Here is a 21,113-nt window from a genome sequence, read left to right as displayed (position 1 = left end):
ACCTCATTACTGCGTTGAAATTCGATCCAATGCTTGTACCCGTCTGACTTCGTGATCTTCAAACAACGACTGCTGCAATTGGTTGATGGCTTCTTGCTGGCTGTCGGTGTCCATACTGGATTGCTGGATGGCTTGTCTTTGTTCCGCGTATTGATCGTAGCGCCCTTGCCAGACGCTTTGAGCCTGCTCCACTTGCTGCAACCTGGACGCCGCCTCTTCACCCAACACGTCTGCCCTGGCGGTATAAATCTCGTGCTCGCTGGCTCCGGTCGCTTTTAAATCCGCCACCGTCAGTTCCAGACTTTGCATTTTATAGTCGTCTTGTAAACGCGGTTTAACACTATCTGGGGCCTGTTCCATCAACGCCACATACGCTTTAGTTTTCTCATGCGAACTTAACGTTTGATTGGTGGCTATCTGCATTTTCTGCAACATATAACGGTCGAAGTCTTCGCTTTCACCATAAAAAGCGATCGCGGCTTCATCACCAAGATACTGCCGCCTCAAGTCACTCATCATATCCAACCTGGCCCGGTGCGCGTCCAGCGAGTTGCTTCCGTATTGAGCCAGGCCTGTACCGACTTGTTGTTCCAGATCCGCTAACGCGCGTTTTAAATCAATGTAGTTATTCAACAGTACCTGCGCTTCTTCACGGGCAGGTGAAGCCAGGCTGACTTCGATCAGGTTAGATATGCGTTCTAATATCTGCTCCAGCGTCTCTTCGCCCATCGATGACAGAAAGTACTCAAATAAGTCACGGTTATCACGAGACAAAATCAGGTGACCATCTTCATCCACCTTAAAACCACCATTGATATCCGTCCCTCGCAAGGACGCAGGCAGCGACATCAGAGCTTTGATCTCTTGCTGTTTCGTGGAGGGTGGTGAGGTTATTTCAGGCGAAGCAGGGTCAGAGTGAACGAAGTTTAGCGTTTCAGAGGCGACATCCGCTTGTGGGACAGAAACAGAGGACAAAGAATCAAATGAAGTGGGGTTGTTCGCGAACCAGACACTGGCCGAAGCCAATAACAAAATAAAAAGGGATGCTAAAATTAACGAAGTACGCATATGGACTACAGCTCCTCTGTCCAATGCGATGCAGTAAAAACTAGATAGGTCGGCTGCCGTATTTAGATTCGGGTTTTTTCGGCGGATCGGCCATCACATTCGGTTCAATAACCTTGACGGTACCTCCTCCGCTTAAAAACTCTTCTATATCGGACTCCAACTGTACTCTGAGCTCAACATGATTGGATCTTGATTTATTATTATTTGTATCGTTCGAGAAAAAATCTTTATCATTGTAGTTTGCCATAATTACCTCGCTTATTACCTGTAAGCAAGTAATAGTTATAGACAAAAAATTACACTTTTACTAAATTATATCCTCGATTTAATGAACAATTTTTAATCAAATCCACAAATTAGTCCATCTACTCTGGGTCTAAAGTGCCTAACATTTGGGCTTTAAAGTCTTTACTGACAGGCTGCAGTCCAATCCAGACTTTCAACAAAGCGTCATAAAAAGCTTTTCCTTCTAACAAGGCATCTTCTTTGCCCGGAATATGAACTAAGGTCCCTTCGCCAGGCAGATAATCAATGGTCACTTCATCACCGCGATGCAGGCGAATATCATCAAACAGAGATAAAAACTGATCAATCACAGGCTTGAGCGATTCGTGCTCGTCTTTGGTAATATTGATGACCAGAGCTTCGTTTAAGGCATTCGCAACCTTACGGGCGCTGACCCGCTTCAACAACACGTGGAACATCATGCGCTTGTGGCTGTCTGATGCAATAATCTGCTCAGGGTCCTGGCTTATATTTTCCAAATATAAACCGCCAATATAAACGTCAACAATCAAGTATTTTTTGCGTAATGCAGCACCGTTAAGTTCCAGCTGTGCTTTATTGTCTGCAAAAGACACTTTATCTGCCACTTCCACATCGGAAATGACCAGTGCCTTTGCATGAACCGAAGCTAAAACAAAGACATTGAGTAACAGTAGGCGAATCCAAAGCATAGTTCTAAACCTTAAGTGAAGCTTATTTTTATTATTTAGCCGCATCCTGCGTCAAAACTTATTTTTCTTATGCATACCGTCTGAAATATTTCAGATTGTAAACGGGGCCATTGTGCAGTGATCATCGATTAAAAGACACATTTAACGCATAAAATGTGAATACGATCACAAACCGACCGCTTTAAATGGACTACCGGGGCCTTTTTCAGCCAGAAAAATACGACCTTCTTATTTTAGATTACAGTTTGTAACAATATTTATTGCTCCAAAAAACTCAGCTGAACACGTTCAACTTCGTCTTTTATATGCTCCTTAAGATAAGGCCTTTCAAGTGCAAATACCTGATATATGCCTTTTCTTAACCGGTCTCTGGTAATTTGATCTTCCAGATTGGAATCATAAACCGCTGTTCTGAGGTATGTCGCCCAGGACGTCGCCACCAGCCAACTGTTAATGGCCAAGGCTGTAATCTCTTCATCGGTGATGGCAATTAGATCTGCTTTTCTAAGCCCTTGGTAAATCGCCCCAACATTTTCCAAACAACGACGACTGAACTCGGCATACCGGTCACGCAGTCGCTCATCACTTTCAAGGAAATAGGCCAGATCCCGATGTAAAAAACGAAATACCCACATACCTTCGAATATGGCTTCAAGGTAATGGGCTTTGTCCTCAATGGTTAATTCATGATCTTTAGGAACCTGTAAGGTTTGATCCACCAGCCGTTCATATTCCTGATAAATTTCAAACACAATTTCGGACTTGTTGCGAAAATGGTAATACAAATTACCTGGTGAAATGCCTAAATGGGAGGCGATATGGTTGGTGGTCACATTACGTTCGCCACGATCGTTAAACAGAACAAGTGCGGCTTCAAGAATTCGTTCTTTGGTATTCATCCAGGTTCGTTTCATCAGTGTATTACTGTCAGCACACTATCTTCACCCATCTTTAGCTTTGGGTCAAAAGATATCAATTTTGGCTATTCCTTAGTCAAAAAAGTTGCATTTCTCATTTAGAGCAATTACTCTAAATAGAAATCAGCAAAGATTAATACCTTTGCAACGACAAATTTTCGCTCGTAAATCCGATGTAGGAGCCACCATCATGGTCGCAAACGTTGTTGAATTAACGGAATCAAAACGTGAAATCCAGCATTTAAATCAAGTTCTTAGTGCTCAAAAACAAGCATTTCGTCAAAACCCGATGCCGACGGCTAATGAACGGATTGAAAATCTGAATCGATTAAAAAAGATGATTCTGAAATACGAAGATGAAATTTGTGAAGCCATCAACACTGACTTCAGCAGTCGTTCAAAAGATGAAACACTGATCGCAGAAATCATGTCAGTGGTATCCGGTATTAATTACTGCATCAAGAATCTACGCAAATGGATGCGCCCTGAAAAACGACACGTAAACCTGCTCTTTCAGCCAGCATCAGCCAAAGTGGTATATCAACCAAAAGGGGTGGTCGGCATTGTAGTGCCGTGGAATTACCCTGTTTTCTTATCGTTAGGGCCTTTGTGTTTCGCCATGGCGGCGGGTAATCGCGCCATGATTAAGATGTCTGAATTCACGCCTAAGACATCCGAATTCCTCAAGAAAATCATCAGCGAAACCTTTGATGACAACATGATAAATGTGGTCACTGGCGAAGCCGATGTGGCTCAGGAATTCACTAAAAAGCCGTTTGATCATTTGCTGTTTACCGGATCAACCACCGTTGGTTCCCACGTGATGCGAGCCGCAGCCGACAATTTAACACCGGTCACCCTTGAATTAGGTGGCAAATCCCCAGCGATCATAGCGCCGGATGCACCGATGCACGATGCCGTAGACCGCGTCTGCTTTGGTAAGTCGTTCAATGCAGGCCAGACCTGCGTTGCTCCGGATTACGTGCTTTGTCCTTCGGATCAGGTGGATGCGTTTGTCGACAGCTACCGGGATACCTTTGCGCGTCTGTACCCGACCATCAAAGACAATACAGATTACACCGCGATCGTGGATGATCGTCAGTATCAACGTCTGCGGAGCTGGATTGAAGATGCCCGCGCCAAAGGGGCGGAAGTCATTGAAATCAACCCTGCCAACGAAAACTTGCAGTCCGGTACACGTAAATTACCCTTGCATATCGTTCTGAACCCCACAGACGACATGACCATCATGCAAGAAGAAATTTTCGGGCCAATTTTACCGGTCATCACCTACAACAGCATGAACGAAGCAATCAATCACATTAATGATCGCCCACGTCCATTAGCGCTTTATTACTTCGGCTATAACGTTCAGGAACAAGAACATGTTTTAGCAAAAACACACGCCGGAGGAGTATGCCTGAACGATGCCATCATGCATGTGGCTTTGGATGACCTGCCGTTTGGAGGTATTGGTCCATCAGGAATGGGCGCCTACCACGGCCACGAAGGCTTCCTGACTTTTTCTCATGCCAAGTCGGTGTTAAGCAAACCAAGATTCAACAGCGGTAAATTGGCTTACGCACCTTACGGTAAAACCATTCATAAAATGATTTACAAGTTCTTTATCCGATAACGGTTTTTTCTTGCTGACCCCGTATCCGGCACGGGGTTGGCATTTTTCCACACCCAGACAGACGCAAGCGAAAGAACCGACTTTCAGCCAAAGCCAATAGCATCTCTGACACCATTCTTTAATTTCTGAGCTGTATCAAAACTTACACCCTTATCAAGCGCGTTATTTTTCGGTAACATGCGCGAACAATACACAGTGAATATCCGGAATCGGTATGAATATTGTTGTTTACCCTGGTACTTTTGACCCAATCACAAATGGACACGCAGACCTGATTGAGCGTGCTGCTCGTTTGTTTGATAAAGTTATTGTTGCTGTCGCTGAAAGCCCGAAAAAACGACCAACGCTGACCCTTGAGACCCGCGTTAAGCTGGCTCAGGAAATCACAAGCCACCTGGACAACGTTGAGATAGTCGGTTTCAGCAGCTTGCTTGCCGATTTCGTCTGCGAGGTAAACGCAAACATTATCCTACGTGGCTTACGCGCCGTTTCAGACTTTGAATATGAATTCCAGCTGGCCAACATGAACCGCGTATTAGCGCCTAATGTTGAAAGCATGTTCCTGACACCGGATGAAAAGAACTCGTATATTTCATCTACACTGGTAAGAGAGATTGCCGCTTTAGGTGGCGATATTTCTAAGTTTGTCGATCCGCGAGTTCAAAGCGTTCTTCTTGATCACGTTCGCCAAACAACGAATTAAAATCACACCACAGGAGAAATCAGTATGTCGTTACTTATTACTGATGAATGTATTAACTGTGATGTTTGCGAACCAGAATGTCCGAACGCGGCTATTTATCCAGGTGAAGTCGTTTATGAAATCGACTCCAGCTTGTGCACAGAGTGTGTCGGCCACTATGACGAACCACAGTGCATCGAAGTTTGTCCCATTGACTGTATCTTGATTGATCCGGACAACAACGAAACCAAAGAGCAACTGACGGAAAAATTCAAGCAAATTACCGGTCAATAAAAACGCTGTAAAACTAACAGTAAGTTAAGTCCTGTTAGTTTTACTTACCGTTCGCTAGAACAAATACACCAGTGAAGCTGAAGCCGTTACTGCGTAAAACTGATAATCCTTCGAAGTAAAACTGTCCGAATTAATTCCGTAAGCAACATCCAGCCCGAAGGTAGTGATATCCAGCTCGGTACGAATTCGAAAATCTTCGTTGATGTGGAACTGAGCGCCGCCACCCAACAAGATAGACTCGTTCGTTTGCTGTTCTTTATAAGGAATGGTATCAACATTACCGTCGTTGTTTTGATCACCTAATCCCAAATTAACCCGTCCTGAAAATAGGTAGTCAGATTCGCCCAAACCCAGTTTACCAAACACTTCCATAGGGCCAAACGGGCTTTCCGGAATGGGGTATGACAACACACCCGAGACATGCCAGGCTTGCATATCCACTTCACTGACCGAGTCGACACCGTACTCGTTGTAGTCGTAGTCCTGAAATGTCCATTCGATTGAAAAATTTTCTGAGAACTTATAACCGGCGATAAAGCGATAAGCCGTACCTGAGTCATCCCAGTCACTGTCGCCTGTGCTTTCTTTAACAAAGCCATCGTCGTCAAATTGAGTAAAACCGCCTCCGATACCAACATAAGGGCCCATCTCGGCATGACTTACATTAGCAATGAACAGAGCTGAAACGGCTGATAAGCAGGCTAGCGTTCGTTTTATTATCATTATTTTTCTCCTTATGTTCGAACGCTGGCTATTGTCACACATAAAAAAGGCCTCTTACGAGGCCTTTTCCACAATTTTTTCTTTATTAATCATTATTCTTCGGTTTTTTGTTCCACCACTTCATACTTTCTTTCAAGGGTTGAACAACCCAGGCAACGAATAAATGTCATCTTAGCCGGTTTGATCATCAACTCATCTGCGGCGTCTTCGGCATTGCCTCCAAGCAAAGAAAAAGGAGAGGTTACAATGAACAGTGCCGTTCCTAAGACCGTAACACCCAACATCACAGGCCTTACCACCAGGCCATCCAGAACCATTGCAGCCGCACTCGGCTGATTTAACTTAGCTGGGTCGGAAAGGGACTCTGCCATACCCTGAGTTGGTACAACCAACTGCATAATCAGCAACGTCATCGCTGCAAATTTACTCAACTTCACCCAAATTGTTCGCATGGTACTTTCCCTTCATCGTGCAGTAACAAAATCTACTTTTATATTGAACCAATAATAGGCTGGTTTTAAGTAAAATGTCAGTTTTTTTGGCATTTTGAGCAGTAGACCGTAGTTCTGCCCTGCATTTTGAGTTCTTTGAGACAACTTCCGCACTGATAGCATGCCTGATTGGCTCGTCCATAGACCATCAGCTGTTGCTGAAAGTACCCAGGCTTCCCATCACCACCCACGAAATCCTTCAGAGTTGTCCCGCCTTGTTCAATCGCTTTGGCAAGCACCCGTTTGATGTTTTCGGCCAAACGATTAAAACGGACCTTACCTAACTTAGCCACACTCACTGTCGGGTGAATACCAGACAGAAATAACGCCTCATTGGCGTAAATATTACCGACGCCCACCACCACTTTGTTATCCATAATGAACTGTTTCACCGCCACAGAACGGCGTTGAGCCTTACGATGCAATAATCCACCTGAAAATGCCTCAGACAAAGGTTCCGGACCCAAATGATTGAGGTGAGAAGAATTGGCAATGTCATCAATCCAAAGTATCGCCCCAAACCTCCTCGGATCGTTATATCGGATGATGACCTCAGCGCCGGAGTCGCTCTGAAACCGAATGTCCACATGATCATGCTTGCCGACCGTAGCGTGACCATCCACCACTCTCAGGCTACCCGACATCCCCAGATGTATCAGCAAATGGCCATGTTCAAATTCAAGCAGCAAGTATTTGGCTCGACGCTTCACCGCAAGCAAAGTGCGGCCCACCAAGTTAAACTCCAGATCGTCGGGCACAGGCCAACGTAATTTGCTTTGCCGAACATCCAGTCCGGTCACAGCCTTATTAACAATATGAGGTTCAATGCCTCTTCGGGTGGTTTCTACTTCAGGTAATTCAGGCAAATTCAGACCCTTTTTATTACTAACGAATCAAATCCAATTGTTCAAAAGAAGCGCCAGGCGCTTTAAGTTCATCAGCGACCGGTAACGCCCATTCAATCGGGCACTTCCCCTGATCACTTAAATATCGGTTAATTTCGGAAAACTGACCGCTCCCTAAAAAACCTCGATAGGCAGATAAAGGCGAGGGATGTGAACTCTCAAGCACCAGATGCCGCGTTCGGTCAATCTTATTGCCTTTTTTCTGAGCGTGACTGCCCCACAACAAAAACACCAACCCCGACGCCTGTGTGTTCAACAGATCAACCACCTTATCGGTAAACAGCTCCCAGCCTTGGTTCTGATGCGATCCGGCCGACCCGGCCGCCACTGTCAGCACATTATTCAGTAACAACACCCCCTGCTCAGCCCATGCCGTTAAGTTGCCATGGGCGGCAGGTGGAATGCCTAAATCTTGTTCCAGCTCTTTATAGATATTTCTTAACGAAGGGGGAATCTTAATATCGTCTTTTACCGAAAAGCTCAAACCGTGCGCCTGACCTGGCCCGTGATAGGGATCTTGGCCCAGAATCACAACCTTAACACGTTCAAAAGGGGTGTACCGAAATGCATTAAAGCGATCTTGCTCCGGCGGATAAATGGCCACGCCTTGTTTCTTTTGTGACTCCAGATAGCTATCCAGCTGTTTCATGTAAGGCATTTCAAACTCGCTTTTCAAAAGCTCTGACCACTTACCTTCCAAACCGAACCTGTTCATTGCCTGACCTTGTAATAATTATGTATTAATTTAAATCAAAATCGGATCTTATTAACGCCAGAATATGGATTAAATCTCACATTCGAACACCAAACATACCCACAGTATATAAGAAGCCATAGAATTAGACTCTTTCTGAAAATATATAAATAAGTAATTTATCAATTACTAAGCACTCAACAAAAGCAAAGCAAGGTGTTTGTTGTCACCTTGGCAGATGTGACCAGGATGGGTCATGTCCTCAAGCAAACAAGGATTCGGTTAACTATGTGGAGCCAAGGCAGCCATTATCAGGTCTATAAAGAGTTATTGGACGGAGCGATCACGCTGCCTAATCTTGGCAAACACTATGTGAATCTAAAAAACCGAACCGAAACGCAACCCTACGACCGGTCTCTGCCGATCCTCAATCAGCAACTGCTCATTGCGTTGTCGGCCAATTCCGATCTGTCCAGATTAATCATCAACGGCGCCAATCAAGGCCGATATTATGGTACACCCTCTGTTTCTCAATTAGAGCCGGCAGTTGCTCGTCTTGACTGCCAGGAGCTGTCCGACTTAATCACACTATTCGCCATCAGGGATTTAATCATCCCCGACAACTTACCCGCCAACCACATCATTCGGGATCTTTGGGAAGAAACACTGCATGTCTCATCCATTTGTGCCGCTATTTGCGCCCGTTTGGCCCGACATAACCACACGCCAATCAAACACGGTTTATTAGCCGGGCTAGTGTATCAAGTGGGCACCATAATGCTCCTGAATACCTATCGAAACAAAGGGTTAAGCATACCCAATCGGGATCACATTCTTAATATTCCCGGCAATATTGTGGCCAATGTGTCTTCGCTGGCCGCCATTCAGTGGCAGTTAAGCCCGGTGATTCACGAATGCGCGTTAAGAAGAAATCAATATCACGAGGTTAACTTCGATGCCTTTTCCATCATTGATGTGCTCCACATGGCCATCATTGTGCATCGGAATACCTCATCAGACGGCTCAAAAGAAGTAGAACTCAAAAACAGTTTTCCGTTCATAAAAGCGGTAAAAAACCGGCTGATACAAGAGGAGGCCGATCACTTCTCGCAGATGATCAAAGGCCATTCCTTACTGATCTTTCAGGGGCTCACCCCTCTGATCACCAAATTCCCCAATCACAACCCTCACCACTACCGGACTACCTACCTTCCCTACCAAAAGCTGGGTTAATTACGATACTGAGATCAAGATCAACAAATCCCTTTTTGTTTTTAAATTATTGCTTTAATATGCCGATACTTTCCTAAGACATTATGTTGAGACATCCATAATAACAATAAAGACAGGGACAAACAGATGTGGCGCTCAGGAATTCAATTCAAGGTTTATCAGGACATACTGACAGGTAAGATCAAACTGCCTAACCTCCCGGATAACACCATGAAATTAAGGCACACGTTAGCAAATCCAAATTTCCGAATTAAAGAATTACTGCCACCGCTGCACGCCAACCCTGAAATCGCAGCCATCATCATGCGCGCAGCCAATGCCAGTGTATTTTACGGCACCAGAGCGTCAAGTGACCTCAACTCAGCGGTGGTTAAATTAGGCGCCAATTCGATCACCTCCATCGTATTGACCCATTCGCTGGAAAGCACCTTAGTAAAAAGAAGCTTGCCTTCACGCCATTCCATTCGAAGCTTGTGGAAAAATAACCTGAGAATCGGCGCATTAAGCTCTGCCATTGCCCGAAAAATATCGGAGTTCGGGGTTCGGGTCGATGCAGACCAAGCACTATTGGCTGGCTCCATGTACCACGTTGGCACATTAATGCTGTTATCGTATCTTCAAAACCACAACCTGACGATGCCAACCGCTGAAGACATCGAAACCATACCGGCCCAAATTGCGTCCAACATTGCTGTTGTGCTCGCCAAACATTGGCAACTGGACGAGCAAATCGTGGAGTGCATTCGCTCACGCGAGCAGTTCGAAGAACTGACACCAGGCCCTTTTAACCTGATAGATGTTTTTCAGTTTGCCACTCTGATTCACCGCATTCATGATAAAAACGACCTGAGCTTGCCGTCATTAGAAAAAACCGTTCCGGTGAAAAAGGCGGCACTGCATGGTCTTCTTGGCGAGTCACTGGATCACTTTGTCTGCATGGTGGATGCCCAGGCGAATGTCTTGCTGGAGAGTCTTTCTGGTCAACCGATCAAAAATACCGGCCAACCATCGCAACAGAACGCTCATCGCTATGGCCTGGAAAAAGACAACCGCAAGAAAACCGCTGCCAGCCACATAAAGTCTTCTTCTCGATATTGCGCTTAGCTTTCGGTTATTAGCACCGCACTTCAAGCTGCGTCTTTAACGCTTGTTTGTCACCGGCCAAGCACCGTAGAATTCAAACACCTGATCGTAAGACCGTTCCCATTTCTGTCGTTAAAAAGGTTATTCCATGTTTCTTGGTGTTGATACTGGCGGTACATTCACAGACTTCGTGTTATTCGATGGCCAGCAAATAAAAGTCCACAAAGTACTCTCAACCCCGGACGCCCCGGAAAAAGCCATTTTACAAGGCATCGCCGAATTGCAACTGACCGCATTGGTGGAGTCCGGAGACATTGTCATTGTTCACGGCAGTACCGTTGCAACCAATGCAGCCTTAGAAGGGAAGGGAGTGAAAACAGCCTATATCACCAACCGGGGCTTCAAAGACACCTTAACCATTGGCCGCCAGACACGAAAAGAGCTCTACAACCTGACACCCAGGGTACAACAGCCTCCGGTTCCCGGCGCTCTGTGCCTGGAAACCGGCGGAAGACTGGATGCCAACGGAGAAGAGCATGAAGCCCTGACGCAGGCCGACCTCGAACAACTCGTCTCAGAGGTGAAGCAATTAAATCCGGATTCAGTGGCCATCAACCTGCTGTTTTCATACATAGACGACCGCTTTGAACGTGCCATTGAACAAGCGCTCCCCGATACCATCTACATCAGCCGGTCATCCTATGTACTGCCTGAATACCGCGAATACGAGCGTGGTATGGCCACATGGCTAAACGCCTGGTTAGGGCCTTTGGTTTCCAATTACCTGAAACGCCTGAGTGACAATGTCCACCCGGCGCCGCTCTCCATCATGCAATCCTCCGGTGGCACCATTGATACCCATCAGGCAGCCAACCGGGCGGTCAATTTATTGCTCTCCGGCCCGGCCGGAGGCTTGGCCGCCATCCGCTCCATTACGCATGACATTAATGAAGAACGCCTGTTAACCTTTGATATGGGCGGAACCTCCACCGATGTTGCCTTGATTGACGGTGAAATCCGGCTGACCAACGACGGCCGCATCGGCGACTATCCGGTGGCCGTGCCCATGGTCGACATGCACACCATTGGCGCTGGCGGTGGCTCCATAGCCTTCATCGATCAAGGCGGGCTGTTGCAGGTCGGGCCTGAATCCGCCGGAGCATTTCCTGGCCCTGCCTGTTACGGCCGGGGCGGGCAGAAAGCCACCGTGACAGATGCCAACACCGTATTAGGCCGATTACGCCCTGAAGCGTTTTTAGGCAAACAAATGACGCTGGATTTGAAAAAAGCCAGACAAGCGATTCAGCCATTGGCGGAATCATTGGCGTTAAACATCGAACAAACCGCGCTCGGTATCATCACCATCGCCAATGAACACATGACTCGTGCCTTACGCACCATTTCGGTCAAACGCGGAGAAGACCCAAGGGGCTATCGGCTGGCTTGCTTTGGCGGCGCTGGCGGCCTACACGTCTGCGACCTCGCTGAGTCACTGAACATCACTCGTGCCCTGGTCCCTCGGCTGGGCGGAGTTCTGTCCGCCTATGGCATGTTAGTCGCCCCGCACGAACGGCAACTCTCTAAAACCATCAATCAACGTTCCAACCAGTTCAATGAACAAACCATTCAGGACATTATCTCCGAGCTGAAACAAGAAGGCAGTCAACAGCTGATCAACGAAGGGGCCAAAGCAGACGCTCTGAACAGCCAGTTTTCCGCCGACCTCCGATATCAGGGCCAGTCATTTTCCATCAACTTAGCCATTGAGGACTTAGCCATCGAACCGATGGGTACATTATTCGACCGCTTTCATGAAGCGCATAAAGCACGTTTTGGCCACCAAATGGATCTGAATATTGAACTGGTGACGATACGGGTTCGGGTGTTTGCTTATACACACACAATTTCGATGCCGGAAATCGCTTCAGGTTGCAATCAAGCCATCCCGGAAAACCATGCTGCGCTGTTTGAAATCTCGAACCAAACCCCGTGTTATCAACGTGAAGCGCTAAACGCCGGAACCATCATTACAGGCCCGGCACTGATCAGCGAGCAGGTTTCCACCACCTTGATCAAACCCGGATGGCAGGCCAAAGTGAGTCAGCATGGTCACTTATTGCTGGATAAGGTATAAACCTTTATGAATGAAATTATCTACGCGCTGGACTTATTTGGTGTTGCTGTACTCGCCATTTCTGGCTCGTTAGCGGCCCGTGGTAAAGGCATTGACCTGTTCGGCGTGATTGTACTGGCTTTTGTCACTGCGGTCGGTGGTGGCACCTTCAGGGATCTTGTGCTGGGCAATACGCCCGTCTTTTGGGTAAAAGATACCGTTTATATCTTTATTGTCCTGGCGTTAAGTTCAATGACCGTGGTGTTTGCCAATCACATCCAACGAAAACGACAGTGGCTGTTGTACATGGATGCACTGGGGCTGGCCACATTCAATCTCATCGGCATACAGGTTGCGCAAGGCACCGGCGCCAGTCCGACGATTTGCATTATGATGGGGGTAATGACGGGAACGGTCGGCGGGATGATCCGAGACGTGCTGACCAATGACATTCCTTTGATCTTACGTGAAGACCTTTACGCCATCACAGCCATTTCCGGCGGCCTGGGGTATTTTTTGCTCAGCCATTGGTTTTCGCATGAGGTCGTCATCCCGGCCACCATGGCCATCACCTTTCTCTTTCGGGTCATTGCCATTCGCTGGCATCTGAGCTTACCGACCTTTGCCTTAAAGAACTAAAACCTTACCGCTGATCCAGGCGCGTTACTGCGCCTGAACGTAATGAACGATACCGTCCAAAAACATCTGAACGGCCATCATCACCAGAATCATCCCCATCAGCCGTTCGATAGCAATCAAACCGCGCTGTTTTAACAGTTTAAACAAGGGCTTCGACGCCAACAAAATACAGGAACTGATCAACCAGGCCATAAAGAGCGCCAGGGCCCACTCCATTTGACGGTCCGGAGACTGATTGACCAGCAAGATCAGCATGGCCAGAATGGACGGACCGGCAATCATCGGCGTTGCCAACGGAACAATGAAAGGTTCACCTTCCGGCTGAGCGCCCATAACACCGCCACGGCCGGGAAAAATCATCCGTATCGCAATGATGAACAAAATGATGCCGCCGGAAATACTCACCGCTTCCTGTTTCAGATTCAGCGCATTCAGAATCGACTGACCGGCAAACAAAAACAGCATCATGATCGCCAGAGCGATCAGCAACTCACGACGAAGCACCGCCATTCTGCGCTCTTCCGGCACCGATTTTAATATCGACATGAACACCGGCAGGTTACCCAGAGGGTCCATAATCAGGAACAACATCAGCGACGCATTCAAAAAATCCACAATCCCTCCAGAAAGTCATTATCAGTGCAATGAGCTTAGATTATTTTTCTTCAGAAACGAAAAAACCCGGCCGAAGCCGGGTTTTCTAAGAACATAAAATCTTATTTGATTTTAGATTCTTTATAGATCACGTGCTTACGAACAACAGGATCGTACTTTTTAAACTCCAACTTATCTGGAGTGTTACGCTTGTTCTTGTCCGTAGTGTAGAAGTGACCAGTACCAGCAGATGAAACTAGCTTGATTTTATCACGCATGGTTCAGGCTCCTTAAATTTTTTCGCCACGAGAACGAAGGTCAGCGATGACTGCATCAATGCCCTTCTTATCAATGATACGCATACCTTTAGTAGATACACGAAGCTTAACAAAGCGCTTCTCGCCTTCAACCCAGAAACGATGTGTTTGCAGGTTTGGTAAGAAACGGCGCTTGGTTTTATTCTTTGCGTGTGAAACGTTATTACCAGTTACTGGACGCTTACCAGTTACTTGACAAACCCTAGACATCGTCTCGCCTCCAACGAATAATTTCGTCGTCTTAAATTCTGTTAACTGTGATGCCTAACTATCGAAAAGAATGCATGCTTAAATATGCGCTCTTAAGTAACGTTTTTGGCACCGTCTTAAATCGAGCGGGAATTTATACCAGAGCACCTACCCAATAGCAAGTTTTATTCAATAAAAACGGCACTATTCGCTTAATTATATACAAACGGTCGCTGTTTTGGGGCTTAAATTAAACCTCGCTCGGCAAAAGACACAACGTCAGGGTCGCCCACCACGATATGATCCAGCACCCGAATATCAACCAATTCCAACGCTTTTATTAAATGCTGAGTAATCTGTTGGTCCGCTTGACTGGGCTCTGCAATGCCACTTGGATGATTATGAGCAAAAATCACCGCCGATGATGCTAACTCAAGGCTTCGGCGCACGACTTCTCTGGGATAAACACTGGCCGCATTGATCGTTCCCCAAAATAACCGTTCAAAACTGATGACCCGATTCTGATTGTCCAAGAATAAACAGGCAAACACCTCCCTGGGTTCGTCTCGTAATTCATATCTCAGAAAATTCCGAGTCTGCTCCGGGCTGTTAAGGGCATCGCCACGTTGCAACTCAATGGACAACACCCGTTTACTCATTTCAACCACCGCCTGCAATTGCACGTATTTGGCTTCGCCCAAACCATGGGCCTGACAAAACTGTTGCTTGGGCGCCCGAATCATCGCCCTTAAATCGCCAAACACATCAATCAACTCCCGGGACAAGTCCAACGCACTTTTACCTTTGACCCCGGTGCGCAGAAAAATAGCCAACAACTCCGCGTCTGATAACGCCCCAGCCCCCTGGAGCATCAATTTTTCCCTGGGTCGCTCCGCTAGGGGCCACTCTGATATTGCCATCCACATCCACCTGTTTGATACCGCGCAATTGAGTTAAGCCTTCTTTACTAACAAACCCAGCCACTTTATATAATCAGCCCATGGTCTGAATTTATTCACAACCATGGTATATTCTTGATTTTTATTTCATTGATTAGAGTTACGATGACATGGCCTCAGACAATCTTCTGTCCCGTTTGCAAAACAAACGTATCCTTTTAGGCATCACAGGCGGAATAGCCGCATACAAATGCGCTGAACTGGTTCGCCTCTTCAAAAAAGCAGGTGCAGAAGTCCACGTGGTGATGACCAAATCGTCACAGGAATTTGTCACACCACTGACCCTACAGGCCCTGTCCGGTAATCCGGTGCACACCAGTTTGCTTGATCCGGAAGCCGAAGCGGGAATGGGGCACATCGAACTGGCACGCTGGGCTGATCTGTTGGTGATCGCGCCAGCCACCGCCAACTTTCTTTCTAATTTAAGCCAAGGCAAAGGCGACGATCTGCTCAATACCATATGCCTGGCAACCAAAGCACCCATCGCTTTAGCACCCGCGATGAACCAGCAAATGTGGGCCAGCCCAGCCACCCAAAACAACATCGAAACATTAAAAGCACTCTTCCCTGAAAGCCGCCTGCACTGGATGGGCCCGGCCGAGGGAGAGCAGGCTTGTGGCGACATCGGCCCGGGACGCATGCTGGAGCCTTCAGAGATCACCGAACTCTGTGCCAGCTATTTCCAGAAAGGCAAACTCACCGGCAAACACGTAGTAATCACCGCCGGCCCCACACAGGAAGCGATTGATCCAGTACGTTATATCTCCAACCACAGCTCAGGCAAGATGGGTTACGCCATTGCTCAGGCCGCCATTGATCAGGGTGCCAAGGTAACGCTGATTTCCGGCCCGACCAATTTGCCCGTTCCGGAGCGGGTAGAGCGCATTAATGTGAAAAGCGCCGAGCAAATGCTGGAAGCCAGCTTGCAGTTGATTTCATCCACCGACATTTTTATTGCTTCCGCTGCCGTCGCCGACTATCGTCCTTCGGAAATCGCCGAACACAAGATCAAAAAAGTGGACGGTGAAGATCAGATGATCATTAAACTGGTCAAAAATCCGGACATCGTCGCGACCGTTGCACAACACCCAGAACGACCATTCACCGTAGGGTTTGCGGCGGAGACCCGTGACGTAGCCAACTACGCGAATGCCAAGCTAACCCGCAAACAATTAGACATGATCGTTGCTAATGACGTTTCCAACACCCAGATTGGCTTCAACAGCGACGATAACGCCGCCACCGTGTTTTGGCCCAATGGCAGTCAAGACTTACCTTTAATGTCCAAAGCTCAAATGGCGCAAGATATTTTACTTTGCGTTCATACCCGGTGGGTGGAAAAAGAAAGCGCTGGCATATCCGCTACAAAATAGAACAAACCTGGCGTAAAAATCATCATAAAATAGCCGTTAAATCATCGACCTGGCTCATGATTTAACGCTTTGGTTTATCAAAACATTGAACACATTAAGGACTTCACCATGTCAGTAACAGTAGATTTAAAAATTCTCGACGAGCGCCTGGGGCAATCCATTCCTATGCCTGCCTTTGCAACAGAAGGCTCAGCGGGACTCGATCTACGGGCTTGTCTTGATGAAGCATTAACCATAGCACCCGGTGAAACCCAATTAATTCCGACCGGGATGGCCATCCATCTCGCCGATCCGGGACTGGCAGCGATGTTACTGCCGCGCTCCGGGTTAGGTCACAAACATGGCATCGTATTGGGTAATCTGGTTGGGCTCATCGATTCAGACTATCAGGGCCAGTTAATGGTTTCTGTCTGGAACCGGGGCAATACCAGTTTCACCATCGAAATTGGCGAACGTATTGCCCAAATGGTCATTGTTCCTGTCATTCAACCCGAATACAAAATCGTGACGGACTTTGACGAATCTGACCGTGGTGCCGGCGGGTTTGGCAGCACAGGCAAACATTAAGAGCCAAAGATTCTGCGAACCCGAAAAACAAAGCTAACAAAATCAAAGGTTCACGACTGACCACTTTATTGAGGGTAAGACCTTACAGATGAATTTTTTCGTCTATGCTTACCCTTTACATGGATTCAGTAAATTTCCAATAAGGACTGTACCGTGGCATTGCTGAAAAAAAAGCCTACTGAACAAACACCCGAAGAGAGCACGAAAACCGCAGCCAGCATACCGAAAGCGCCCAAAGGTGGTTTGATCGGTCTTATCTTGATGCTGCTGGTTGCCATTTTGCTGGCCATTGTCATCAGTACCGGCGTTCAGCTTATGAACTCGAGCGGCGCCAATCAACAGCACCTTGAAACCTTACAAAGCAACCTGGGACGAACTTACCTTAAGGCATTTAACCATCGGTTAAAACAACTGCAAAGCGCCACAGATCAGGTAGCCGCTCAGGAAGACCTGCTGTTAATGATTCAGGTGACGGACAAATCCATCCTGGCTTCCACCGAAGCGCGCATTAAAAGTTTGCTGACGGATGCCGCAGCCGTTCGGATCATTCCCCAAGGCCAGGCCCAATTAGACACCCAATCTGAAATTCCACTGACCTTTGCCGGTCTGGATATGATTAAACGTGCCGAAAAGAAACAGTCGCCACCAATTGAAATTCATAAGCTGAACAAAACCAACTACGTTCAAACCGTCAGTACCATTAACAACAGTTCGGGCCAAATTGTTGCGACTCTGCTGGTGACCTATCACGCTCAGGCCCTGTTTGGCGAGTTTTATCAGCTCGATACCAATATCGGCGAGCTGAAGATCGAACAAAGCTTTTTGGACGATTCCGCACAATTGGTCTTTCAAATGGGCAACGGCAACCAACAAGGCTACGCCTATTCCCAAGTGTCCGATATACGTCATTTGACGGTCAGTTACCAAATAGCCGATCAATTAATAAATCAGCCGTTGCTTAATCAGGCTCAAACCCTGATTGCCGGTCTCATCGCTGCCGTGTTGGCACTCATTGGCATTGCCGCTTTCTATTACATTCTGAACAGTAAAATGAATAAGAACATGCACATGCTGTCAGAGTTCACCCTGTCCCTGGCCGGAGGCAGAAAGCCCAAGCAGCCGGAGTTTACTCTGGGTCAATTTGAAACATTAGCGCAAGCGCTCTATCAGCAAACCAAACGCAACGGCCCGGAAATGATCAACAAGTTGATTCCGTCAGCACCGGATACCTTCGAAAATGCCATTAAAACAGCACCGTCTTCCGACGCAGATGATCTGCATTTGGATCTGGAACTTGATGAAGCAAGCATGGAGGTCGTAGAAGACCATGACGCACACTTGGTCAGCCGTCAGATTTTTCGCGCCTACGACATTCGTGGCCGGGTGGGTGATCAGCTGACTCCGGAAGTCGCTGAAATCATCGGTCAGGCACTCGGCAGCGAAGCTTATGAGCGCGGTCAGCAAACCATCTATGTCGGACACGATGGTCGGTTGTCCAGCCCGGACTTAGCAGACGCACTCATTCAAGGACTAAAATCCACAGGCCGGGACGTCATCGACATCGGTGAAGTGGCAACGCCTGTGGTTTACTACGCGGCATTCACTCAGGAATCCAATTCAGGCATTATGATCACCGGCTCTCATAACCCGCCGGAATACAACGGCATCAAGATCATGATCGACGGTGAAACCCTTCATGAGGAAGGCATCAAACGTTTATACGAACGCATCACCGAAAACGACCTGCTGTCGGGCGAAGGCAGTTATCACAGTATGAACCTGGATCAGGAATACATGGAGCGCATCGCCTCCGACATTGCCATTGCCCAGCCACTCAAAGTGGTCATCGATGCGGGCAATGGTGTTGCCGGAAAATACGCACCGCATTTATACGAAAGCATCGGCTGCGATGTCATCCCTATGTACTGCGAAGTGGACGGTAACTTCCCGAATCATCACCCGGACCCCATTGAAGAAGTGAACCTGACCGACCTAAAAGCACGGATCAAAGAAGAGCAGGCGGATCTGGGGATTGCGTTCGACGGCGACGGCGATCGGATTGTGGTCGTCGATGATCAAGGCAATACCATCTATTCCGATCAGTTGATCATGATGTTTGCCCGCGATGTATTAAGCCGGTGTCCGGGGACCGACATCGTTTATGACGTCAAATGTTCAAGCAAGGTAGGCGAGTACATCAGCCATCAGGGCGGCAGACCTGTAATGTGGAAATCGGGCCACTCGCTGCTTAAAACCAAAATGCTGGAGCTGGGCTCCACTTTTGGCGGCGAAATGTCCGGCCACATTATCTTTAATGAACGCTGGTACGGCTTTGACGACGGCTTGTACGCAGGCGCCCGCTTACTGGAATTACTCAGCACCGACCACAGACCCGTTTCTGAAGTCTTCAAGGGCTACCCGGTCGGCGTGCTGTCTCCGGAGTATCACATCGATGCGGAAGATCAGTCCAAGTTTGAACTGATTGTTAAAATCAAAGAGTCGCTGTGCACCCCTGCGGCAACCATCACCGAAATTGACGGCATTCGGGTGGACTTCGATAATGGCTGGGGTCTGGTCAGAGCGTCGAATACCACGCCAACACTGACGCTGCGCTTTGAAGGTGTCGATGAGGATTCACTGGCGTTGATTCAGGGCCAGTTCCGGGAAGCCATTCTTTCGGCTGATCCATCATTGCAAATTCCGTTCTAAGGGGGTTTAATCCCCCACCTTTTCCATCAAACTTTCATCCTACTGCGGAGTCGACTCATGACCCTCGACAGAGAACAAGCGCTTAACACCGCACAAGTACTCAGTACGGCATTACCCTACATTCAGCGTTTTTCAGGTAAAACACTGGTCATCAAATACGGCGGCAACGCCATGGTTGATGAAAAACTGAAAGACCAATTTGCCCGGGACATCGTTCTGCTTAAAACCGTCGGCATTAACCCGGTCGTTGTGCATGGTGGGGGTCCTCAGATTGGGGATCTGTTGGAAAAACTCAAAATTGAATCCCGTTTCATTGATGGCATGCGTGTCACGGACAGCGCCACCATGGACGTCGTTGAAATGGTACTCGGCGGTCAGGTTAACAAAGACATCGTCAACCTGATCAACAATCAAGGTGGCAGCGCCATTGGCCTCACCGGTAAAGACGGCAAATTAATCACCGCCGATAAACTGCAGGTGAGCCGCCAGGCACCGGAGATGCAACAGCCAGAAATCATCGACATCGGTCACGTAGGTCAGGTCAAAAGCATCAACACCGATTTAATCAATATGTTGGTCAACAGCGATTTTATTCCGGTCATTGCCCCCATTGGTGTGGGTAAAGACGGTCAGTCTTACAATATCAACGCCGACTTAGTGGCAGGTAAAGTGGCTGAAATGTTAAAAGCCGAAAAGCTGATGCTACTGACTAACACAGCGGGTTTGCTGGACAAAGAAGGGGAAGTACTGACCGGTTTAAACGCCAAACAGGTAGACGACCTGATTGCCGACGGTACCATCTATGGCGGTATGCTACCTAAAATTCAATGTGCTTTGGACGCCGTAAGAGCAGGCGTGCATCGCGCTCACATTATTGATGGCCGGGTATCGCACTCGATCTTGTTGGAAATTTTCACGGATCAAGGAGTCGGCACCCTGATCACCAATGAAAAGCTCGATTAATAACATGT

23 protein-coding genes are annotated in these 21,113 nt (G+C 47.6%); 11 read left to right on the top strand and 12 right to left on the bottom strand.

Going from position 1 to position 21,113, the window contains the following annotated elements; translation table 11 throughout:
• Positions 1 to 6: 6 nt before the first annotated feature.
• From ABD744_RS22320 to ABD744_RS22305, 4 genes are all read right to left on the bottom strand, one after another.
• The gene (locus ABD744_RS22320) at positions 7 to 1,068 is read right to left on the bottom strand and encodes a lipase secretion chaperone (RefSeq protein ID WP_344800825.1); all 1,062 of its coding nucleotides are present in this window, start codon (positions 1,066 to 1,068) and stop codon (positions 7 to 9) included.
• Between the two features lie 40 nt (positions 1,069 to 1,108).
• Positions 1,109 to 1,315, bottom strand: coding sequence for a hypothetical protein (locus ABD744_RS22315; protein WP_344800824.1), 207 nt, complete (start codon positions 1,313 to 1,315; stop codon positions 1,109 to 1,111).
• Between the two features lie 118 nt (positions 1,316 to 1,433).
• Positions 1,434 to 2,024, bottom strand: coding sequence for a chalcone isomerase family protein (locus tag ABD744_RS22310; RefSeq protein WP_344800823.1), 591 nt, complete (start codon positions 2,022 to 2,024; stop codon positions 1,434 to 1,436).
• Positions 2,025 to 2,281: 257 nt separating this feature from the next.
• Positions 2,282 to 2,923, bottom strand: coding sequence for a TetR/AcrR family transcriptional regulator (locus tag ABD744_RS22305; protein ID WP_344800822.1), 642 nt, complete (start codon positions 2,921 to 2,923; stop codon positions 2,282 to 2,284).
• A 160-nt stretch (positions 2,924 to 3,083) separates the two neighbouring features.
• Here ABD744_RS22305 and ABD744_RS22300 point away from each other — a divergent pair, with 160 nt between their 5' ends.
• The 3 genes from ABD744_RS22300 to ABD744_RS22290 all read left to right on the top strand — a co-directional run bounded on the left by ABD744_RS22300 (position 3,084) and on the right by ABD744_RS22290 (position 5,553).
• Positions 3,084 to 4,577: a coniferyl aldehyde dehydrogenase gene (locus ABD744_RS22300; protein ID WP_344800821.1), complete on the top strand. Its 1,494-nt coding sequence runs from the start codon at positions 3,084 to 3,086 to the stop codon at positions 4,575 to 4,577.
• A gap of 214 nt (positions 4,578 to 4,791) precedes the next feature.
• Complete coding sequence (coaD, locus tag ABD744_RS22295) at positions 4,792 to 5,280, top strand: pantetheine-phosphate adenylyltransferase (RefSeq protein ID WP_344800820.1); 489 nt, start codon at positions 4,792 to 4,794, stop codon at positions 5,278 to 5,280.
• 24 nt (positions 5,281 to 5,304) lie between these two features.
• Complete coding sequence (locus ABD744_RS22290) at positions 5,305 to 5,553, top strand: YfhL family 4Fe-4S dicluster ferredoxin (protein ID WP_344800819.1); 249 nt, start codon at positions 5,305 to 5,307, stop codon at positions 5,551 to 5,553.
• A gap of 54 nt (positions 5,554 to 5,607) precedes the next feature.
• On the opposite strand, the gene ABD744_RS22285 is transcribed toward ABD744_RS22290, so the two are convergent.
• The 4 genes from ABD744_RS22285 to ung form a co-directional block, all read right to left on the bottom strand.
• On the bottom strand, positions 5,608 to 6,276 hold the full coding sequence (locus tag ABD744_RS22285; protein ID WP_344800818.1) for an outer membrane beta-barrel protein: 669 nt from the start codon (positions 6,274 to 6,276) through the stop codon (positions 5,608 to 5,610).
• A 92-nt stretch (positions 6,277 to 6,368) separates the two neighbouring features.
• Complete coding sequence (locus ABD744_RS22280; protein WP_344800817.1) at positions 6,369 to 6,728, bottom strand: hypothetical protein; 360 nt, start codon at positions 6,726 to 6,728, stop codon at positions 6,369 to 6,371.
• A gap of 77 nt (positions 6,729 to 6,805) precedes the next feature.
• Positions 6,806 to 7,633, bottom strand: a complete 828-nt coding sequence (gene mutM, locus ABD744_RS22275) for a bifunctional DNA-formamidopyrimidine glycosylase/DNA-(apurinic or apyrimidinic site) lyase (RefSeq protein ID WP_344800816.1) — start codon at positions 7,631 to 7,633, stop codon at positions 6,806 to 6,808.
• A gap of 19 nt (positions 7,634 to 7,652) precedes the next feature.
• Positions 7,653 to 8,387 carry a uracil-DNA glycosylase gene (gene ung / locus ABD744_RS22270; RefSeq protein ID WP_344800815.1) on the bottom strand — a complete coding sequence of 245 codons (735 nt, stop codon included), beginning with the start codon at positions 8,385 to 8,387 and terminating at the stop codon, positions 7,653 to 7,655.
• Positions 8,388 to 8,654: 267 nt separating this feature from the next.
• On the opposite strand from ung, the gene ABD744_RS22265 reads away from it, so the two are divergent.
• The 4 genes from ABD744_RS22265 to ABD744_RS22250 all read left to right on the top strand — a co-directional run bounded on the left by ABD744_RS22265 (position 8,655) and on the right by ABD744_RS22250 (position 13,434).
• On the top strand, positions 8,655 to 9,599 hold the full coding sequence (locus ABD744_RS22265) for an HDOD domain-containing protein (RefSeq protein ID WP_344800814.1): 945 nt from the start codon (positions 8,655 to 8,657) through the stop codon (positions 9,597 to 9,599).
• Positions 9,600 to 9,725: 126 nt separating this feature from the next.
• Positions 9,726 to 10,703 (top strand): HDOD domain-containing protein, encoded by a 978-nt coding sequence (locus ABD744_RS22260; RefSeq protein WP_344800813.1) that lies wholly within the window; start codon positions 9,726 to 9,728, stop codon positions 10,701 to 10,703.
• Between the two features lie 127 nt (positions 10,704 to 10,830).
• Positions 10,831 to 12,816, top strand: coding sequence for a hydantoinase/oxoprolinase family protein (locus ABD744_RS22255; protein WP_344800812.1), 1,986 nt, complete (start codon positions 10,831 to 10,833; stop codon positions 12,814 to 12,816).
• 6 nt (positions 12,817 to 12,822) lie between these two features.
• Positions 12,823 to 13,434 (top strand): trimeric intracellular cation channel family protein, encoded by a 612-nt coding sequence (locus ABD744_RS22250; protein WP_344800811.1) that lies wholly within the window; start codon positions 12,823 to 12,825, stop codon positions 13,432 to 13,434.
• Between the two features lie 24 nt (positions 13,435 to 13,458).
• On the opposite strand, the gene ABD744_RS22245 is transcribed toward ABD744_RS22250, so the two are convergent.
• The 4 genes from ABD744_RS22245 to radC all read right to left on the bottom strand — a co-directional run bounded on the left by ABD744_RS22245 (position 13,459) and on the right by radC (position 15,454).
• Positions 13,459 to 14,049 (bottom strand): YhgN family NAAT transporter, encoded by a 591-nt coding sequence (locus tag ABD744_RS22245; protein WP_344800810.1) that lies wholly within the window; start codon positions 14,047 to 14,049, stop codon positions 13,459 to 13,461.
• Positions 14,050 to 14,150: 101 nt separating this feature from the next.
• Positions 14,151 to 14,306 (bottom strand): 50S ribosomal protein L33, encoded by a 156-nt coding sequence (gene rpmG / locus ABD744_RS22240; protein WP_344800809.1) that lies wholly within the window; start codon positions 14,304 to 14,306, stop codon positions 14,151 to 14,153.
• Between the two features lie 12 nt (positions 14,307 to 14,318).
• Positions 14,319 to 14,555 (bottom strand): 50S ribosomal protein L28, encoded by a 237-nt coding sequence (gene rpmB / locus ABD744_RS22235; protein WP_344800808.1) that lies wholly within the window; start codon positions 14,553 to 14,555, stop codon positions 14,319 to 14,321.
• A 224-nt stretch (positions 14,556 to 14,779) separates the two neighbouring features.
• Positions 14,780 to 15,454, bottom strand: a complete 675-nt coding sequence (gene radC, locus ABD744_RS22230) for a RadC family protein (RefSeq protein WP_344800807.1) — start codon at positions 15,452 to 15,454, stop codon at positions 14,780 to 14,782.
• A 167-nt stretch (positions 15,455 to 15,621) separates the two neighbouring features.
• Between radC and coaBC the strand changes: the two genes are divergently transcribed.
• The 4 genes from coaBC to argB all read left to right on the top strand — a co-directional run bounded on the left by coaBC (position 15,622) and on the right by argB (position 21,105).
• The gene (gene coaBC / locus ABD744_RS22225; RefSeq protein WP_344800992.1) at positions 15,622 to 16,866 is read left to right on the top strand and encodes a bifunctional phosphopantothenoylcysteine decarboxylase/phosphopantothenate--cysteine ligase CoaBC; all 1,245 of its coding nucleotides are present in this window, start codon (positions 15,622 to 15,624) and stop codon (positions 16,864 to 16,866) included.
• A 108-nt stretch (positions 16,867 to 16,974) separates the two neighbouring features.
• Positions 16,975 to 17,433: a dUTP diphosphatase gene (gene dut, locus ABD744_RS22220; RefSeq protein ID WP_344800806.1), complete on the top strand. Its 459-nt coding sequence runs from the start codon at positions 16,975 to 16,977 to the stop codon at positions 17,431 to 17,433.
• Positions 17,434 to 17,586: 153 nt separating this feature from the next.
• Complete coding sequence (locus ABD744_RS22215) at positions 17,587 to 20,142, top strand: phosphomannomutase/phosphoglucomutase (protein ID WP_344800805.1); 2,556 nt, start codon at positions 17,587 to 17,589, stop codon at positions 20,140 to 20,142.
• A 57-nt stretch (positions 20,143 to 20,199) separates the two neighbouring features.
• Entirely contained in the window at positions 20,200 to 21,105 is a 906-nt protein-coding gene (argB, locus tag ABD744_RS22210) for an acetylglutamate kinase (protein WP_344800804.1), read from the top strand.
• Positions 21,106 to 21,113: the final 8 nt, after the last annotated feature.

It is taken from the genome of Litoribacillus peritrichatus (assembly GCF_039537985.1).
Taxonomy (GTDB): domain Bacteria; phylum Pseudomonadota; class Gammaproteobacteria; order Pseudomonadales; family Litoribrevibacteraceae; genus Litoribacillus; species Litoribacillus peritrichatus.
The sequence above is the reverse complement of the archived record's forward strand: the minus strand, read 5'-3'. Positions and strand labels throughout refer to the sequence as shown.

Coding starts and splice junctions, on each gene's coding strand:
- ABD744_RS22320 (WP_344800825.1), bottom strand. CDS start 1,068: ATGCGTACTTCGTTAATTTTAGCATCCCTTTTTATTTTGTTATTGGCT.
- ABD744_RS22315 (WP_344800824.1), bottom strand. CDS start 1,315: ATGGCAAACTACAATGATAAAGATTTTTTCTCGAACGATACAAATAAT.
- ABD744_RS22310 (WP_344800823.1), bottom strand. CDS start 2,024: ATGCTTTGGATTCGCCTACTGTTACTCAATGTCTTTGTTTTAGCTTCG.
- ABD744_RS22305 (WP_344800822.1), bottom strand. CDS start 2,923: ATGAATACCAAAGAACGAATTCTTGAAGCCGCACTTGTTCTGTTTAAC.
- coaD (WP_344800820.1), top strand. CDS start 4,792: ATGAATATTGTTGTTTACCCTGGTACTTTTGACCCAATCACAAATGGA.
- ABD744_RS22290 (WP_344800819.1), top strand. CDS start 5,305: ATGTCGTTACTTATTACTGATGAATGTATTAACTGTGATGTTTGCGAA.
- ABD744_RS22285 (WP_344800818.1), bottom strand. CDS start 6,276: ATGATAATAAAACGAACGCTAGCCTGCTTATCAGCCGTTTCAGCTCTG.
- ABD744_RS22280 (WP_344800817.1), bottom strand. CDS start 6,728: ATGCGAACAATTTGGGTGAAGTTGAGTAAATTTGCAGCGATGACGTTG.
- ung (WP_344800815.1), bottom strand. CDS start 8,387: ATGAACAGGTTCGGTTTGGAAGGTAAGTGGTCAGAGCTTTTGAAAAGC.
- ABD744_RS22265 (WP_344800814.1), top strand. CDS start 8,655: ATGTGGAGCCAAGGCAGCCATTATCAGGTCTATAAAGAGTTATTGGAC.
- ABD744_RS22260 (WP_344800813.1), top strand. CDS start 9,726: ATGTGGCGCTCAGGAATTCAATTCAAGGTTTATCAGGACATACTGACA.
- ABD744_RS22255 (WP_344800812.1), top strand. CDS start 10,831: ATGTTTCTTGGTGTTGATACTGGCGGTACATTCACAGACTTCGTGTTA.
- ABD744_RS22250 (WP_344800811.1), top strand. CDS start 12,823: ATGAATGAAATTATCTACGCGCTGGACTTATTTGGTGTTGCTGTACTC.
- rpmG (WP_344800809.1), bottom strand. CDS start 14,306: ATGCGTGATAAAATCAAGCTAGTTTCATCTGCTGGTACTGGTCACTTC.
- rpmB (WP_344800808.1), bottom strand. CDS start 14,555: ATGTCTAGGGTTTGTCAAGTAACTGGTAAGCGTCCAGTAACTGGTAAT.
- radC (WP_344800807.1), bottom strand. CDS start 15,454: ATGGCAATATCAGAGTGGCCCCTAGCGGAGCGACCCAGGGAAAAATTG.
- dut (WP_344800806.1), top strand. CDS start 16,975: ATGTCAGTAACAGTAGATTTAAAAATTCTCGACGAGCGCCTGGGGCAA.
- argB (WP_344800804.1), top strand. CDS start 20,200: ATGACCCTCGACAGAGAACAAGCGCTTAACACCGCACAAGTACTCAGT.